Annotated in this window: 13 protein-coding genes; 10 read left to right on the forward strand and 3 right to left on the reverse strand. The window is 70.1% G+C overall.

What is annotated here, in order from left to right; all coding sequences use genetic code 11:
• Nucleotides 1-130: 130 nt before the first annotated feature.
• Nucleotides 131-1,297 (reverse strand): NUDIX domain-containing protein, encoded by a 1,167-nt coding sequence (locus ACGFWE_RS21480; RefSeq protein ID WP_393600962.1) that lies wholly within the window; start codon nt 1,295-1,297, stop codon nt 131-133.
• Nucleotides 1,298-1,473: 176 nt separating this feature from the next.
• Between ACGFWE_RS21480 and ACGFWE_RS21485 the strand changes: the two genes are divergently transcribed.
• The 5 genes from ACGFWE_RS21485 (at nt 1,474) to ACGFWE_RS21505 (ending at nt 8,779) form a co-directional block, all read left to right on the forward strand.
• Complete coding sequence (locus ACGFWE_RS21485; RefSeq protein WP_393600964.1) at nt 1,474-3,123, forward strand: cellulase family glycosylhydrolase; 1,650 nt, start codon at nt 1,474-1,476, stop codon at nt 3,121-3,123.
• A 157-nt stretch (nt 3,124-3,280) separates the two neighbouring features.
• Entirely contained in the window at nt 3,281-5,332 is a 2,052-nt protein-coding gene (locus tag ACGFWE_RS21490) for a discoidin domain-containing protein (protein ID WP_393600966.1), read from the forward strand.
• Between the two features lie 24 nt (nt 5,333-5,356).
• Entirely contained in the window at nt 5,357-5,947 is a 591-nt protein-coding gene (locus ACGFWE_RS21495) for a TetR/AcrR family transcriptional regulator (protein WP_352386886.1), read from the forward strand.
• Nucleotides 5,948-6,001: 54 nt separating this feature from the next.
• The gene (locus tag ACGFWE_RS21500) at nt 6,002-6,349 is read left to right on the forward strand and encodes a VOC family protein (protein WP_352386884.1); all 348 of its coding nucleotides are present in this window, start codon (nt 6,002-6,004) and stop codon (nt 6,347-6,349) included.
• Nucleotides 6,350-6,403: 54 nt separating this feature from the next.
• Nucleotides 6,404-8,779 (forward strand): ATP-binding cassette domain-containing protein, encoded by a 2,376-nt coding sequence (locus tag ACGFWE_RS21505; RefSeq protein ID WP_393600969.1) that lies wholly within the window; start codon nt 6,404-6,406, stop codon nt 8,777-8,779.
• Nucleotides 8,780-8,826: 47 nt separating this feature from the next.
• On the opposite strand, the gene ACGFWE_RS21510 is transcribed toward ACGFWE_RS21505, so the two are convergent.
• Nucleotides 8,827-8,964 carry a hypothetical protein gene (locus ACGFWE_RS21510; RefSeq protein WP_393600971.1) on the reverse strand — a complete coding sequence of 46 codons (138 nt, stop codon included), beginning with the start codon at nt 8,962-8,964 and terminating at the stop codon, nt 8,827-8,829.
• A 227-nt stretch (nt 8,965-9,191) separates the two neighbouring features.
• Here ACGFWE_RS21510 and ACGFWE_RS21515 point away from each other — a divergent pair, with 227 nt between their 5' ends.
• The 4 genes from ACGFWE_RS21515 (at nt 9,192) to ACGFWE_RS21530 (ending at nt 13,197) form a co-directional block, all read left to right on the forward strand.
• The gene (locus ACGFWE_RS21515; RefSeq protein WP_393600973.1) at nt 9,192-10,277 is read left to right on the forward strand and encodes an S-(hydroxymethyl)mycothiol dehydrogenase; all 1,086 of its coding nucleotides are present in this window, start codon (nt 9,192-9,194) and stop codon (nt 10,275-10,277) included.
• Nucleotides 10,278-10,437: 160 nt separating this feature from the next.
• Nucleotides 10,438-10,800: a bifunctional 3-phenylpropionate/cinnamic acid dioxygenase ferredoxin subunit gene (locus ACGFWE_RS21520; RefSeq protein WP_352386878.1), complete on the forward strand. Its 363-nt coding sequence runs from the start codon at nt 10,438-10,440 to the stop codon at nt 10,798-10,800.
• Nucleotides 10,797-11,957 carry an NAD(P)/FAD-dependent oxidoreductase gene (locus ACGFWE_RS21525; RefSeq protein WP_393600975.1) on the forward strand — a complete coding sequence of 387 codons (1,161 nt, stop codon included), beginning with the start codon at nt 10,797-10,799 and terminating at the stop codon, nt 11,955-11,957. The genes ACGFWE_RS21520 and ACGFWE_RS21525 overlap by 4 nt, the downstream gene beginning before the upstream one ends.
• An 88-nt stretch (nt 11,958-12,045) precedes the next feature.
• Entirely contained in the window at nt 12,046-13,197 is a 1,152-nt protein-coding gene (locus ACGFWE_RS21530; RefSeq protein WP_393600977.1) for an aromatic ring-hydroxylating dioxygenase subunit alpha, read from the forward strand.
• Here the strand turns inward: ACGFWE_RS21530 and ACGFWE_RS21535 are convergent.
• Nucleotides 13,185-13,931 carry an IclR family transcriptional regulator gene (locus tag ACGFWE_RS21535; protein ID WP_352387141.1) on the reverse strand — a complete coding sequence of 249 codons (747 nt, stop codon included), beginning with the start codon at nt 13,929-13,931 and terminating at the stop codon, nt 13,185-13,187. The genes ACGFWE_RS21530 and ACGFWE_RS21535 overlap by 13 nt on opposite strands.
• 207 nt (nt 13,932-14,138) lie before the next feature.
• On the opposite strand from ACGFWE_RS21535, the gene betA reads away from it, so the two are divergent.
• Entirely contained in the window at nt 14,139-15,809 is a 1,671-nt protein-coding gene (betA, locus tag ACGFWE_RS21540) for a choline dehydrogenase (RefSeq protein ID WP_393600979.1), read from the forward strand.
• The last annotated feature ends 134 nt before the right edge of the window (nt 15,810-15,943 follow it).

Raw genomic sequence — 15,943 nt, forward strand, 5'->3', positions numbered from 1 at the left:
TGCGGCCGGGAGACGGTTGTCTCCCGGCCGCGCCCGGCAGGTCCGGCCGCGCCCGGCAGGCCTGGCCGCGCCCGGCAGGTCCGGCAGGCCCCGCCCACCGCCACCGCGGGCACCCTGAGGCGCTCCCCTCCTAGCCGGCGAACGGCGTGAAGTGGGCCGGAGTGTGGTCGATCGGCAGGTCCGGGCGCCAGGCGGTCAGGCCCTGGGCGCTGCACACGAAGAGGTTTTCCGGGAGCCGGTCCAGAGGGAACCAGCGCCAGTCGCCGACGCGTTCGTCCGGCTGGTCCGACGGCTCGCCCCGCCACGCCGTGACCTGGGCCGCCACGGTCATCCGCACCACGCCGGCGACATCGTCGAGGAGCGTGCCCAGAAGCCGGACGTCGGCCGGGCGGGCCTCGATCCCGGTCTCCTCGCGCAGTTCCCGCACGACCGTCTCCGCCAGAGACTCCCCGGGCTCCACCGTGCCGCCGGGCAGCTCCCAGGTGCCGCGCCGGTGCCGGCCGAGAAGCAGTCCCCGGCGCCCGTACAGGATGGCGCCGACGCCGATCGCCGCGTGCGGTACGGGGCCGCGGGCGCTGCGCTCGCGGGAGGAGACCCGGACCGGCCGGGTCACCCGGAAGAGCCGGTACGAGGCACGGTTGCCCTCCTCAGGCGTGTCGAGGACATCGACGCCCTCGACCCGCAGGCCGTACTCGCCGAGCAGGTCCGTCCAGAGCTCCGGGGTCAGCACCCACATCCGCACGGTCGCCTCCCCGCCCCCGGCGAGCCGCAAAATCTCGGGCCGGGACTCGACGACGGAGGAGGGTCCGTCGCCGCGCGAGTTGGTGTGCAGCACGGTGAAGCACAGCGTCCCGCCGGGCCTGAGTGCCGTGGCGAGGGCGGGCAGCAGCCGGCGGGGATCGAGGTACGGCACCGCGTTGACGGAGTAGACGACGTCGTACGGCTCCGCCGTGCCGAGGTGCTCGACGGCGTCAGCCCTGATCAGGCGCAGGCCGGGCAGGGCGTCGTAGCGGGCGTGGGCGCGTTCGTGCTGGGTGGGGGAGGAGTCGACCGCGTCCACCTGGGCGCCGTACGCCCGGACAAGGTGCGCGGCGTGCCGGCCCGGGCCGCAGCCGAGGTCCAGCACCCGCCGCCCGGCGAGCTCACCGAGGATCTCGGCGCCCGGGCCGGTGCCGCGCAAACCCCAGTCAAACCGCTCCAGCTCCGGAAGCACGGTGCCGTGTCGCAGATGGTGGTCGCCGTAGGCGTGCCAGGCCTCGGCGTTGGCGGAGTCGGGGTCGAGGGGGCGCGTGGTCAACGTGTCTCCCGGGTGCGGTGGTCGTGGCTCGGAAGCCTATGTGAGCGCCGCTCCCGCCGAGTTGGCCAGGAGCACGGCCCATTTCCGTCAGCTGTCTTGACGTGTACTTGGCATGGCGGCTTCCATGGGAGCGCTCCCATGCCCTGTTCGGCCCCTCACCCACCTCTGGAGCCGCAGTGAGACGAACAAGAAAGAGCCCCTTAAGTACCCTTCTGGCCCGGCTGACCGCCCTCGTCGGGCTGGTGCTGCTCGGCGTCCTGTGTCCCGGCACGGCCCAGGCCGCCCAGGAGCCCGGCACCCAGGCCACCGGTCTGCACATCAGCAACGGCCGGCTGGTCGAGGGCAACGGCAACGACTTCGTCATGCGTGGCGTCAACCACGCCCACACCTGGTACCCCGACGAGTCGGGGTCGCTGGCCGACATCAAGGCGCAGGGCGCCAACACCGTCCGCGTGGTCCTCGCGGACGGCCACCGCTGGACCGCCAACAGCGCCTCGGACGTGGCCAACGTTGTCGCGCAGTGCAAGGCCAACAAGCTCATCTGCGTCCTGGAGGTGCACGACACCACCGGATACGGCGAGGACAGCGCCGCCGGCACCCTCGACCAGGCCGCCGACTACTGGATCGGCCTGAAGAGTGTGCTCGTCGGCCAGGAGAACTACATCATCATCAATATCGGCAACGAGCCCTGGGGCAACACCGACCCGGCCGGCTGGACCGCCCCGACCGTCGCCGCGATCCAGAAACTGCGGGGCGCCGGCTTCGAGCACACGATCATGGTGGACGCGCCCAACTGGGGCCAGGACTGGCAGCAGGTCATGCGCACCAACGCCCAGTCGGTCTACGCCGCCGACACCACCGGCAACCTGCTCTTCTCGATCCACATGTACAGCGTCTTCGACACCGCGGCCGAGGTCACCGACTATCTGAACGCCTTCGTGAGCGCCAAACTGCCCATCGTGATCGGGGAGTTCGGCGGCCCCGCCGACCAGTGGGGCGATCCTGACGAGGACACCATGATGGCCACCGCCGAGCAGCTCGACATCGGGTACCTGGCCTGGTCCTGGAGCGGCAACACCGATCCGATCCTCGACCTCGTGCTCAACTTCGACCCGGCGCAGATGACGTCATGGGGTCAGCGCATCTTCCACGGCGCCAACGGCATCGCGCAGACCGCGAAGGAAGCCACCGTCTTCGGTGGGGGTTCCAGTGACACCCAGGCCCCTACCGCCCCGGGTGCCCCGACCGCCTCCGCGGTGACCGCGACCTCCGCCCACCTGACCTGGACGGCGTCCACTGACAACGTTGGCGTCGCCGGGTACGACGTCGTCCGGGTCGGCGGCGGTACCGAGACGAAGGTCGCGTCCGCGACGGCGAACTCGGTGACCGTGACCGGCCTGACCGCCAACACGGCGTACTCCTTCGCCGTGTACGCCCGCGACGCGGCCGGCAACAGGTCGGCCCGTTCGGCGACGGTGAGCCTCATCACCGCCACCACGCCCGCCGGGAGCTGCTCCGTCGGCTACCGCGTGGTCGGCGAGTGGCAGGGCGGTTTCCAGGGCGAGATCGTCATCCGCAACACCGGCACCGCCTCGCTCAGCGGCTGGAAGCTCGGCTTCGTCTTCGCCGACGGGCAGACCGTCTCCACCATGTGGGGCGGGACGCCCGCGCAGAGCGGTGGCTCGGTGACCGTGACGCCCGCCTCCTACACCAACACCATCCCGGCCGGGGGCTCGGTCACCCTTGGCTTCATCGGCAGCAAGGGCGCCACGAACACCGCGCCGGCCGCTTTCACCCTCAACGGAGCGGCCTGCGTGAACGGTTGATGTACCCCAGGTATCAGGTCAACTGTCCCGGACTCTTGACTCGGAGCGCGCTGGGTCGCGATCCTCGACGCATCTATTGCGCCGGTCATGACAAATCCAAGGGCAGTCAAAACGCCCTCGGTCGACGGCGCCTCCCGCCGACCGAGGGACGTGGGCCATGGCCGGACGCACCTGCCGCAGACGCAAGAACATCACCATCACCTCCCTGCTTCTCCTGGTGCTGGCCACGATCCTGGGCCCCACGCAGAGTTCGGCGGCCACCGACTGGTGGACTCCGACGGCCAGGCCCACCCCCGACGCCCAGGTCAATGTCACCGGAGCGCCCTTCACCGGGACCAACTCGGCGGGAGAGGTGCGGGGGTTCATCGACGCCCACAACCACCTCTTGTCCAACGAGGCCTTCGGCGGCCGGCTGATCTGCGGCAAGGTGTTCTCCGAGTCCGGAGTCGCCGACGCGCTCAAGGACTGTCCCGAGCACTACCCCGACGGCTCCCTCGCGCTCTTCGACTACATCACCCACGGCGGCGACGGCAAGCACGACCCGACCGGCTGGCCGACCTTCAAGGACTGGCCGGCGTACGACTCGATGACCCATCAGGCGAACTACTACGCCTGGGTGGAGCGGGCCTGGCGCGGTGGCCAGCGGGTGCTGGTCAACGACCTCGTCACCAACGGGATGATCTGCTCGGTCTACCCCTTCAAGGACCGCAGTTGTGACGAGATGACCTCGATCCGCCTGCAGGCGAAGATGACCTACGACCTCCAGGCCTTCATCGACAAGATGTACGGCGGCACCGGCAAGGGCTGGTTCCGGATCGTCACCGACAGCGCGCAGGCACGGCAGGTCATCCAGCAGGGCAAGCTGGCGGTCGTCCTCGGCGTCGAGACCTCAGAGCCGTTCGGCTGCAAGCAGATCCTCGACATCGGGCAGTGCAGCAAGGCGGACATCGACAAGGGGCTGGACGAGCTGTACGGCCTTGGCGTGCGCTCGATGTTCCTGTGCCACAAGTTCGACAACGCCCTGTGCGGTGTCCGCTTCGACGAGGGCGGCCTCGGAACCGCCATCAACGTCGGGCAGTTCCTGTCCACCGGCACCTTCTGGAAGACCGAGACCTGCAAGGGCCCGCAGCACGACAACCCCATCGGTACGGCCGCCTCGGCGGCGGAGGACGACCTGCCGGCCGGCACCGAGGTCCCGGAGTACGACAAGGCCGCGCAGTGCAACGTCCGCGGGCTCACCGATCTCGGCGAGTACGCGGTGCGCGGCATGATGAAACGCAAGATGATGCTCGAGATCGACCACATGAGCGTCAAGGCCACCGGCCAGGTTCTCGACATCTTCGAGGCCGCGAACTACCCGGGCGTGCTGTCCTCGCACAGCTGGATGGACCTCAACTGGACCGAGCGGGTCTATGCCCTCGGCGGTTTCGTCGCCCAGTACATGCACGGCTCGGAGGGGTTCGCCGCGGAGGCCAGGCGCACCGACGCGCTGCGCGACAAGTACGGCGTGGGCTACGGCTACGGCACCGACTTCAACGGCATCGGAGACCACCCCGCACCGCGCGGAGCCAACGCCGCGAACAAGGTGACGTACCCCTTCAAGAGCGTCGACGGCGGCTCGGTCATCGACAAGCAGACGTCCGGGCAGCGCACCTTCGACCTCAACACCGACGGGGCCGCCCACGTCGGCATGATCCCCGACTGGATCGAGGACATCCGGCTCGTCGGCGGGCAGGGCGTGGTCGACGACCTCTTCCGGGGCGCCGAGTCCTACCTCGACACCTGGGGCGCCGCCGAGCAGCACCAGGCGTCCGTGAATCTCGCCAACGGCAGGACAGCGACGGCCAGTTCGTGGGAGTCCAACCCGTTCACCAGCTACCAGCCGGGCCGGGCCGTGGACGGGGACGACTCCAGCCGCTGGGCCGGTGACTGGAGCGACGACCAGTGGTGGCAGGTCGACCTGGGCTCCACGAACCGGGTCTCCAAGGTCACGCTCGACTGGGAGCGGGCGTACGGGAAGTCGTACCGGATCGAGCTGTCGACGGACGGGACGAACTGGCAGACCGTCTGGTCGACCACCTCCGGGGACGGCGGCCTGGACACCGCCAAGTTCACCGGCACTCCCGCCCGTTACGTCCGGGTCCACGGTCTCGGCCGCGGGACCGACTGGGGATACTCGCTCTACGAGGTGGGAGTCCACAGCGGCTGATTCTTTCGACAGCGGGGGATACACATGGCACGCATGCCGTCGGCCGAGCGGCGCAGACAGCTGACGGAAGCGGCGATCAGGGCGATGGCCCGGGACGGCGTCGCGAAGACGACGACCCGGTCCATCGCCGCCGAGGCCGGTGTGTCCCTCAGCGTCTTCCACTACTGCTTCGACTCCAAGCAGGCCCTCGTCGAGGCCGTGATCACCACGCTCACCGGTCACTCGGTGAGCGTGGTCCAGGAGGCGCTGCGTCCCAAGGACACCCTGGAGGAGACCGTCGCCGCCGGGTTCCGGGCGTACTGGGACCACGTCCGCGCCCACCCCGAGGCCCACATGCTCACCTACGAGCTCACCCAGTACGCCTTGCGCGAGCCCGGGTTCGAGCACCTGGCCAGGCGCCAGTACGAGCTGTACGGCGAGGCGTACGCCGAGCTGATCGAGCAGCTCCGCCGGGGCATGGATCTGGAGCTGAAGGTGCCCGTCTCCGTGCTGGCCCGCTATCTCGCGGCCATGACCGACGGCCTCACGCTGAACTACCTCGTCCTCGGCGACGCGGCCGCCTGGGAGGACATCCTCGACACGGTCACGGCGCACATCGCGGGCCTGGTGCGCTGAGACCGGTCAGGATTCGAGAAGCGCTGGCCGGGGCCCGTGGCTAGCGTGACGGACATGGACATCCGCATTCGGGCGAGCTTCCTCCCGCACCACGACCCGGAGGCCGCCCTGGCCTTCTACCGGGACCTGCTGGGCTTCGAGGTGCGCGGTGACGTGGGCCGGGGCAGGACGCGCCGGCTCACCGTCGGGCCCGCGGGCCAGGCCGGTGTCGCGGTGGTGCTGCACCCGGTGGGCGAGGACCCCGGGCTCCTGCTCGCCACCCCCGACCTCGACTTCGTCTTCGAGCGCCTCCAGACCCGCGCCGAGGTGATCCAGGAGCCGATCGAGCAGCGGGACGGCATCCGGGACTGCGCCTTCCTGGACCCCGCGGGCAACCTGATCCGCGTCCAGGAGCCGCGCTGAGGCGAGCGCGTCGTCGTAGTGTTCGAAGCCGGCGAAAAACGGGAGGACATCACCATGGGCAAGGCCACCGCGGGCGACCGGCACGCCGCTGACAGTCACGACCTGATCCGCGTGCACGGGGCGCGCGAGAACAACCTCAAGGACGTCAGCATCGAGATCCCGAAGCGCCGGCTCACGGTCTTCACCGGGGTCTCCGGCTCCGGCAAGAGCTCACTGGTGTTCGACACCATCGCCGCCGAGTCGCAGCGGATGATCAACGAGACGTACAGCGCCTTCGTGCAGGGCTTCATGCCCACCCTGGCGCGGCCCGACGTGGACGTCCTCGACGGCCTGACCACCGCCATCACCGTCGACCAGCAGCGCCTCGGCGGCGACCCGCGCTCCACCGTCGGCACCGTCACCGACACCAACGCGATGCTGCGGATCCTCTTCAGCAGACTCGGGACGCCGCACATCGGCTCGCCCAAGGCGTTCTCCTTCAACGTCGCCTCGATCAGCGGCGCGGGCGCGGTGACCATGGAGCGTGGCGGACAGACCGTGAAGGAGCGCCGCAGCTTCAGCATCGTCGGCGGCATGTGCCCGCGCTGCGAGGGCCGGGGCACGGTCAACGACATCGACCTGACCCAGCTCTACGACGACTCCAAGTCGCTCAGCGAGGGCGCGCTGACCATCCCCGGCTACAAGGCCGGCGGCTGGAACTACCGCCTCTACAGCGAGTCCGGCTTCTTCGACGCGGACAAGCCGATCCGGAAGTTCACCAAGCGCGAGCTCCAGGACTTCCTGTACCGCGAGCCGGTCAGGATGAAGATCGCGGGCATCAACATGACCTACGAGGGTCTCGTCCCGCGCATCCAGAAGTCGATGCTCGCCAAGGATCGCGAGTCGATGCAGCCGCACATCCGTGAGTTCGTGGACCGGGCGATCACCTTCATGGTCTGCCCCGAGTGCGAGGGGACCCGGCTGAGCGAGGGTGCCCGGTCCTCGAAGATCAAGGGGATCAGCATCGCCGACGCCTGCGCGATGCAGATCAGCGACCTCGCCGAGTGGGTGCGGGCCCTGGACGAGCCGTCGGTCGGGCCGCTGCTGACGGCGCTGGGGGAGACCCTCGACTCCTTCGTGGAGATCGGGCTCGGCTATCTCTCCCTCGACCGGTCCTCGGGCACGCTGTCAGGCGGCGAGGCGCAGCGCACCAAGATGATCCGGCATCTAGGGTCCTCGCTCACCGATGTCACCTACGTCTTCGACGAGCCGACCATCGGGCTGCATCCCCATGACATCCAGCGCATGAACAACCTGCTGCTGCGCCTGCGGGACAAGGGCAACACGGTGCTGGTCGTGGAGCACAAGCCGGAGACGATCGTGATCGCCGACCATGTCGTCGACCTCGGCCCCGGTGCCGGTACGGCGGGCGGCTCGGTCTGCTTCGAGGGCAGCGTCGAGGGGCTGCGCACCAGCGGTACCGTCACCGGCCGGCACTTCGACGACCGGGCCGGGCTCAAGGACACCGTCCGTGAGGCGACGGGCGCGCTGGAGATCCGCGGCGCGAGCACGCACAACCTCCAGGACGTCGATGTCGACATCCCGCTCGGGGTGCTGACCGTCATCACCGGGGTCGCGGGCTCCGGCAAGAGCTCGCTCGTGCACGGGTCGATCCCCGCCACGGAGGGGGTGGTGTCCGTGGACCAGGGCGCCATCCGGGGCTCGCGGCGCAGCAACCCGGCGACGTACACCGGACTCCTCGAACCGGTCCGCAAGGCGTTCGCGAAGGCCAACGGGGTGAAGCCGGCACTGTTCAGCGCCAACTCCGAGGGGGCCTGTCCGACCTGCAACGGCGCCGGGGTCGTCTACACCGACCTGGCGATGATGGCCGGGGTCGCCACGACCTGCGAGGAGTGCGAGGGGAAGCGGTTCCAGGCCTCGGTACTGGAGTACCACCTCGGCGGGCGGGACATCAGCGAGGTGCTCGCGATGCCGGTGACGGAGGCGGCGGAGTTCTTCGGTACCGGTGAGGCGAGTACGCCTGCCGCGCACCGGATCCTGGAGCGCCTCGCGGACGTCGGGCTCGGCTATCTCACCCTCGGCCAGCCGCTCACCACGCTGTCCGGCGGTGAGCGGCAGCGGCTGAAGCTGGCGACCCACATGGGGGAGAAGGGCGGGATCTACATCCTCGACGAGCCGACCACCGGTCTCCACCTCGCCGATGTCGAGCAGCTCCTCGGCCTGCTGGACCGGCTGGTCGACTCCGGCAAGTCCGTCATCGTCGTCGAGCATCACCAGGCGGTCATGGCCCACGCCGACTGGATCATCGACCTCGGCCCGGGCGCGGGCCACGACGGCGGACGGGTCGTGTTCGAGGGGACACCGGCGGAACTCGTCGCCACCGGGGGCACGCTCACGGCGAAGCATCTGGCGGCGTACGTGGGCAAGTGACGGGGCGTTCCCGGTCCCAGGTCCCCTGACTCTCCGGTCGGCGTGGTTCACGGCTTCGGCGTGAGCCACGCCGATCCGGCGTCGAAGGTGATCACGCTCGGTTCGCCGGAGGCGGTGGCCCAGGCGACGGAGGCGCCCTCGACCGGCACATGCCCCTTCCCGTCCCACGCCGCGGCCTCCACCACCGCGGGCAACTGTGGGTCGTGCTCACGGTGAAGGAGATCTCTGCCGGGACCCAGTCCTCGGCCCTCGCGCCGCTGAAGGAGGGCGGCAGGGCGGTGGCGGCCCCGCCCCGGGCGATCCGGCCGGATCCGGCCTCTTGACCCGTGGCCCGCCCTCCACGATGCTCAGTTGCGCATGGTGATGCGTGTACCGGATGGGGCAACCCATAGGTAGGTCGGAGGAGTGACCCATGGCTCATGAGGTTCGTGCTGTCGTCGCCCGCGCGAAGGGCGCCCCCGTCTCCGTCGAGACGATCGTGGTCCCGGACCCCGGTCCCGGCGAGGCACTGGTGAAGGTCGAGGCGTGCGGGGTCTGCCACACCGATCTCCACTACCGGGAGGGCGGGATCAACGACGACTTCCCCTTCCTGCTGGGGCACGAGGCGGCCGGTCGCGTCGAAGCCGTCGGGGAGGGCGTCACCGGTGTCGAGCCCGGTGACTTCGTCATCCTCAACTGGCGTGCCGTCTGCGGAAAGTGCCGGGCGTGTGCCAAGGGCAGGCCCTGGTACTGCTTCGACACCCACAACGCGGTGCAGCCGATGACCCTGCTCGACGGCACCCCTCTCTCGCCCGCCCTCGGCATCGGGGCCTTCGCTGAGAAGACCCTGGTCGCCGCCGGGCAGTGCACCAAGGTGGATCCGGCGGCCCCGGCGACGGCCGCGGGACTGCTCGGCTGCGGGGTCATGGCGGGCTTCGGCGCGGCCGTGAACACCGGCGCCGTCGGCCGCGGGGACTCCGTCGCCGTCATCGGCTGCGGCGGGGTCGGCACGGCCGCCGTCGCGGGGGCACGGCTCGCCGGCGCCACCAAGGTCATCGCCGTCGACATCGACCCGCGCAAGCTGGAGCGGGCCAGGGCGATGGGAGCCACCCACACCGTCGACTCGCGTGAGGACGACCCGGTGGCGGCGATCCGCGAACTGACCGGCGGCTTCGGCGCCGACGTCGTCGTGGAGGCGGTCGGCCGCCCCGAGACCTACCGGCAGGCATTCTACGCCCGCGACCTCGCCGGCACCGTCGTCCTGGTCGGGGTGCCGACCCCGGAGATGAAGCTGGAACTGCCGCTGCTCGACGTCTTTGGACGCGGTGGCGCCCTGAAGTCCAGCTGGTACGGCGACTGCCTGCCCTCGCGCGACTTCCCGGCCCTCATCGACCTCTACCTGGACGGCCGCTTCGACCTGGACGCGTTCGTCTCCGAGACCATCGGCCTCGGGGACGTGGAGAAGGCGTTCGAGAAGATGCACCGCGGCGAGGTGCTGCGCTCCGTGGTGGTGCTGTGAACCGCCTCTCGGGGTTGTGTACTGCGCACAGCGTTGCATCTGAGGCAACAGAAATTCCCGCGAGGGTCCCTCTCCTGGACTCCTTGACAAGGGTTTGCGGGCGCCCTCAAACTGACGTTGCGTTCAACGCAATCCGTTTCGCTATACGCACCGAGGTGTCATGATGATTCCCGCGTGCCGTCTCGTGGATCTCCCCCGAGGCGAGGCCTACCGGCTCGACATCGATCCGCCGGTCTCGGTGTTCCACACCGACGACGGCGAGGTCTTCGCCATCGACGACACCTGCACCCATCAGGACGCCTCGCTCGCCGACGGCTGGCTGGAGGGCTGCGAGGTGGAATGCCCGCTGCACGCCTCGAAGTTCGACCTGCGCACGGGGGCCGTCGACGCCCCGCCGGCCAAGCGCCCGGTCCGCACCCACGAGGTCCACGTCGAGGACGGCATGATCTACGTCCGGCTGTCCCTGGACGCGCCCAACCTGCCGCCCTGCGTCACGGCCCGGCTCGCCGGCGGACCCGCGTGAGAACGGTCGCCGTGGTCGGCGCCTCGCTCGCCGGTCTCTCGGCGGCGCGCTCGCTGCGCAAGCAGGGCTACGACGGGCGGCTCGTCGTCATCGGCGACGAACCCCACCGCCCGTACGACCGGCCCCCGTTGTCCAAGGAGTTCCTGGCCGGCTCCCTGGCCGAGGCGGACCTCGCGCTGGAGCCGGACGACGAGGACTTGCGGGCCGAGTGGCTGCTCGGCGTCCGCGCCGTCGGTCTCGATGGCCCGCAGCGCGCCGTACGGCTCGCCGACGGCAGCGAGGTACGGGCGGACGGTGTCGTCATCGCGACCGGCGCCGCCGCCCGGACCCTGCCCGGCGCGGACGCCCTGGCCGGGGTGCACACCCTGCGCACCCTGGACGACGCCCGCGCCCTGCGCGACGAACTGGCCCTCGGGGGCAGGCTGGTGGTGATCGGCGGCGGCTTCATCGGCGCCGAGGTCGCCTCCACCGCCTACGCCCTCGGACTCGACGTGACCGTCGTGGAAGCGGCCCCGACCCCGCTGGCGGGACCGCTCGGCGAGACCATGGGCGGCATCGTCTCCGCCCTCCACGCGGACCACGGCGTACGGCTGTTGTGCGGAGTGGGCGTCAAGGGACTGCGCGGCGCGAGCCGGGTCCAGGCCGTCCTGCTGGCGGACGGCCGCAGCGTCCCCGCCGACATCGTGGTCGTGGGGGTCGGCGCCCGTCCGTGCGTCGAGTGGCTCGTGGGCTCCGGCATCGAGCTCGACGACGGCGTCAGGTGCGGCGCCGACGGCCGCACCAACCTGCCCGGGGTGGTCGCGGTCGGGGACTGCGCCTCCTGGTACGACCCGCGCGCGGGACTGCACCGCCGCGTCGAGCACTGGACCGGCGCCCGGGAGCGGCCCGAGGCGGCCGTGACCGCGCTGCTGGCGGGCGGCGCGGTGGAACCGAGCGCGCCGAGGCCGCCGTATTTCTGGTCGGACCAGTACGGCGTGAAGATCCAGTTCGCCGGTCACGCGGCCGCCGCCGACAGCGTGACGATCGAGGAGGGCGCCCGGGACGACCGCAACGTCCTGGCCGTCTACCGGCGTTCCGGGCAGCCGGTCGCCGTGCTCGGAATGAACCAGCCGCGGCTGTTCACGCGCTGGCGCAAGCAGCTCGCCGCCGCGGCCTGACAGCACCGCCGCTGTCGCCGCGTTCACCACGCCGTCCGCTCTTCCCGGCGTGCACCACCGGCCCACGACGTTCCCCGAGGAGTGCACTGTGACCTCGACCAGCCTGCCGGACAGCCTGATCGCCACCCTCCCCGGCGCCTCCTACACGGATCCCGGGATCTTCGCCCAGGAGCAGGAGCGCATCTTCGAAGCGATGTGGTTCTGCGCCGTCCGCGCCGTGGACCTGCCGAAACCCGGTGCCTTCAGGACGGTTGAGGTGGGCCGCGAGAGCATCCTCATCACGCGGGCCCGGGACAACTCGATCCGCGCCTACTTCAATGTGTGCCGGCACCGGGGCGCCAAGCTGTGCACCGAGGAGTCCGGCGAGGTCAAGCGGGCCTTCCAATGCCCGTACCACGCCTGGACGTACGACCTGACCGGCAAGCTCGTGGCCGCGCCCAACCTGACGAAGATGCCGGACGTGGGCCGCACCGAGTACGGCCTGGCGAGCGTGGCGGTGCGCGAGTGGCTGGGCTATGTGTGGGTGTGCCTCGCGGAGGACCCGCCGCCCTTCGACGAGGTCGTCCAGGACGTGATCGCGCGCCTCGGCGACACCGAGTCGATCGAGCACTACGGCATCGGGGAGCTGGAGGTCGGCCGGCGGATCGTCTATGACGTGAAGGCCAACTGGAAGCTGATCGTCGAGAACTTCATGGAGTGCTACCACTGCGCGACGATCCACCCCGAACTCACCGAGGTGCTCCCGGAGTTCGCCGACGGATACGCGGCCCAGTACTACGTGGGGCACGGCGCGGAGTTCGGCGAGGACGTCAGGGGGTTCACCGTCGACGGCTCGGAGGGGCTGGACCGGATTCCCGGAGTCTCCGAGGACCAGGACCGCCGCTACTACGCGATCACCGTGCGGCCGCAGGTCTTCATCAACCTCGTGCCCGACCATGTGATCTTCCACCGCATGTACCCGGTGGCCGCCGACCGCACGATCGTCGAGTGCGACTGGCTGTATCTGCCCCAGGTCGTGGCGAGCGGCAAGGACGTCAGCCGGTCGGTGGAGCTGTTCGACCGGGTCAACCGGCAGGACTTCGACGCGTGCGAGCGCACCCAGCCCGGGATGCGCTCACGGTTGTACGCCAAGGGCGGGGTGCTGGTGCCCAGCGAGCACCACATCGGCGAGTTCCACGACTGGGTCCAGGCCCGGCTGGGAGTCGGGGTCGGTCCGGTTGACGGGGCTCAGCCCAGGTAGCCCATGCGGTGGCTGATCTCCTCGGCGCCCTTGACCAGGACCGGGGCGAGCTCGTGGAGCCGCTCCTCGGAGAGCCGGTACGCGGGTCCCGAGGCGCTGAGCGCCGCGATGACCTCCCCGTCCCGGTCGCGGACCGGCGCGGCCATGGCGTGCAGACCCAGCTCCAACTCCTCCAGGGCCCAGGCGTAACCGCGCTCACGGGCCTCGGCGAGGTTCTTCTCGAGCTTCGTCTTCGCGGTGATGGTGCGCGGGGTGACCTTCTTCAGGCCGGTCTCCGTCAGGAGCGCGGCGCGCTGCTCGGCGGGCAGGTGGGCCAGCAGGATCTTGCCGCTCGACGTGGCGTGCAACGGGGTCAGCTGGCCGACCCAGTTCTGCGCGGTGACGGCGCCCGGGCCGCGCACCTGGTAGAGGTTGACCGCGTAGCGCTCCTGCATCACGGCGACGTTCACGGTCTCGCCGAGCTCCTCGGCGAGGTCCTCGCAGACCGGGCGGCTCTGCTGGGTGATGTCGATGCGTCCGGTGACCGCGCCGGCCAGGCGCACGATGCCGAAACCGAGGCGGTACTTGCCGCGTTCACCCGCCTGTTCCACCAGGCCGCGCGCTTCCAGGGCGCCGAGGAGCCGGAACGCCGTGGACTTGTGAACGTCGATCTCGGCGGCCACCTCGCTCACGCCCGCCTCGCCGCGCTGGGCCAGGATCTCCATCACGTGAATGGCCCGGTCGACGGACTGCACCCCGCCGCTCGACGACCCTGTCGTTTCGTTATCCGGGTTGTAGTTGCTCACAACGCAACTATACGGCGGGTAAAAAACAAGGGTGGGAGGTGTTTCGGGGACCCCGTGCACATGTCGTGCAGGTTGCGCGCTTCGCAACCTGGTGCGTATCGCGCTACCCGTACTACCATGCCGCGCATATCGACGGCGCGAGCGAGACGAGGCACCATGGCTCCTCAGCAGTACGACTTCGTCATCGTCGGTGGTGGATCGGCCGGCAGCGCACTGGCCAACCGGCTCTCCGCCGACCCCGGCAACCGCGTGCTGGTCCTGGAGGCCGGCCGTCCCGACTACCCGTGGGACGTCTTCATCCACATGCCCGCGGCCCTGACCTACCCGATCGGCAGCCGCTTCTACGACTGGAAGTACGAGTCCGAGCCCGAACCGCACATGGGCGGCCGACGCGTCTACCACGCCCGCGGCAAGGTGCTGGGCGGCTCCAGCAGCATCAACGGCATGATCTTCCAGCGCGGCAACCCCATGGACTACGAGCGCTGGGCCGCCGATCCCGGCATGCAGACCTGGGACTACGCGCACTGTCTGCCGTACTTCAAGCGCATGGAGAACTGCCTCGCGGCCGACCCCGACGACGAGTTCCGCGGTCACGACGGCCCGCTCGTCCTGGAGCGCGGCCCGGCCACCAACCCGCTCTTCGGCGCCTTCCTCAAGGCCACCGAGGAGGCGGGGTACGCGCCGACCGGCGACGTCAACGGGTACCGGCAGGAAGGCTTCGCCAAGTTCGACCGCAACGTCCACCGCGGACGCCGGCTGTCGGCCTCCAAGGCCTATCTGAAGCCCGCCAGGAGGCGCCCCAACCTCACCGTCACCACCCGCGCCCTCGTCACCCGCGTCCTGTTCGAGGGCAAGCGGGCGGTCGGGGTTGAGTACCGGCACGGCAAGGGCGCGCCGCAGCAGGTGCGCGCCAAGGAGGTCATCCTCTGCGGCGGCGCGATCAACTCCCCGCAGCTGCTCCAGCTCTCCGGCGTCGGCAACGCCGGGGAACTGCGCGCCCTGGGCATCGACGTCGTGCACGACCTGCCGGGCGTCGGCGAGAACATGCAGGACCACCTGGAGGTGTACATCCAGTACGCCTGCAAGCAGCCCGTCTCCATGCAGCCGTACCTCGCGAAGTGGCGCGCCCCCTTCATCGGCCTGCAGTGGCTCTTCGGCAAGGGCCCCGCCGCGACCAACCACTTCGAGGCCGGCGGGTTCGCCCGCAGCAACGAGGACGTGGACTACCCCAACCTGATGTTCCACTTCCTGCCCATCGCGGTCCGCTACGACGGCTCCGTGCCCGCCGGCGGACACGGCTACCAGGTGCACGTGGGGCCCATGTACTCCGACGCCCTAGGCTCGGTGAAGATCAGGAGCAGGGATCCGCAGGAGCACCCGGCGCTGCGCTTCAACTACCTGTCCACCGAGCAGGACCGCCGCGAGTGGGTCGAGGCGATCCGTGTCGCGCGCAGGCTGCTCAACCAGCCCGCCCTCGCCCCCTACAACGGCGGGGAGATCTCGCCCGGCCCGTCCGTCGAGAGCGACGAGGAGATCCTCGCCTGGGTCGCCAAGGACGGCGAGACCGCCCTGCACCCCTCCTGCACCTGCAAGATGGGCACCGACGAGATGGCCGTCGTGGACCCTACGAGCCTGCGCGTGCACGGGGTCGAGGGGCTGCGGGTCGTCGACGCGTCGGTGATGCCCTATGTCACCAACGGAAACATCTACGCGCCGGTGATGATGATCGCGGAGAAGGCGGCCGACCTCATCCTCGGCAAGGCGCCGCTCGCGCCGTCCGAAGCCGTCTACTACCGGCACCGGGACTCCCGGACCCAGGCGGGGTAACGCAGTATTTTCGCGGGACCGCTTGTCCCGGAAACCGGCTGTCTCCGGGGTGCGCGCAGGGCGTCCGCGTGCCCAAACCGTCATCCCCAACCCCTTGACGTGGGTTCACGCATTCTCCAGAGTGTTCCACCACA

The sequence above is a fragment of the Streptomyces sp. NPDC048523 genome, assembly GCF_043199815.1.
Lineage (GTDB): Bacteria > Actinomycetota > Actinomycetes > Streptomycetales > Streptomycetaceae > Streptomyces.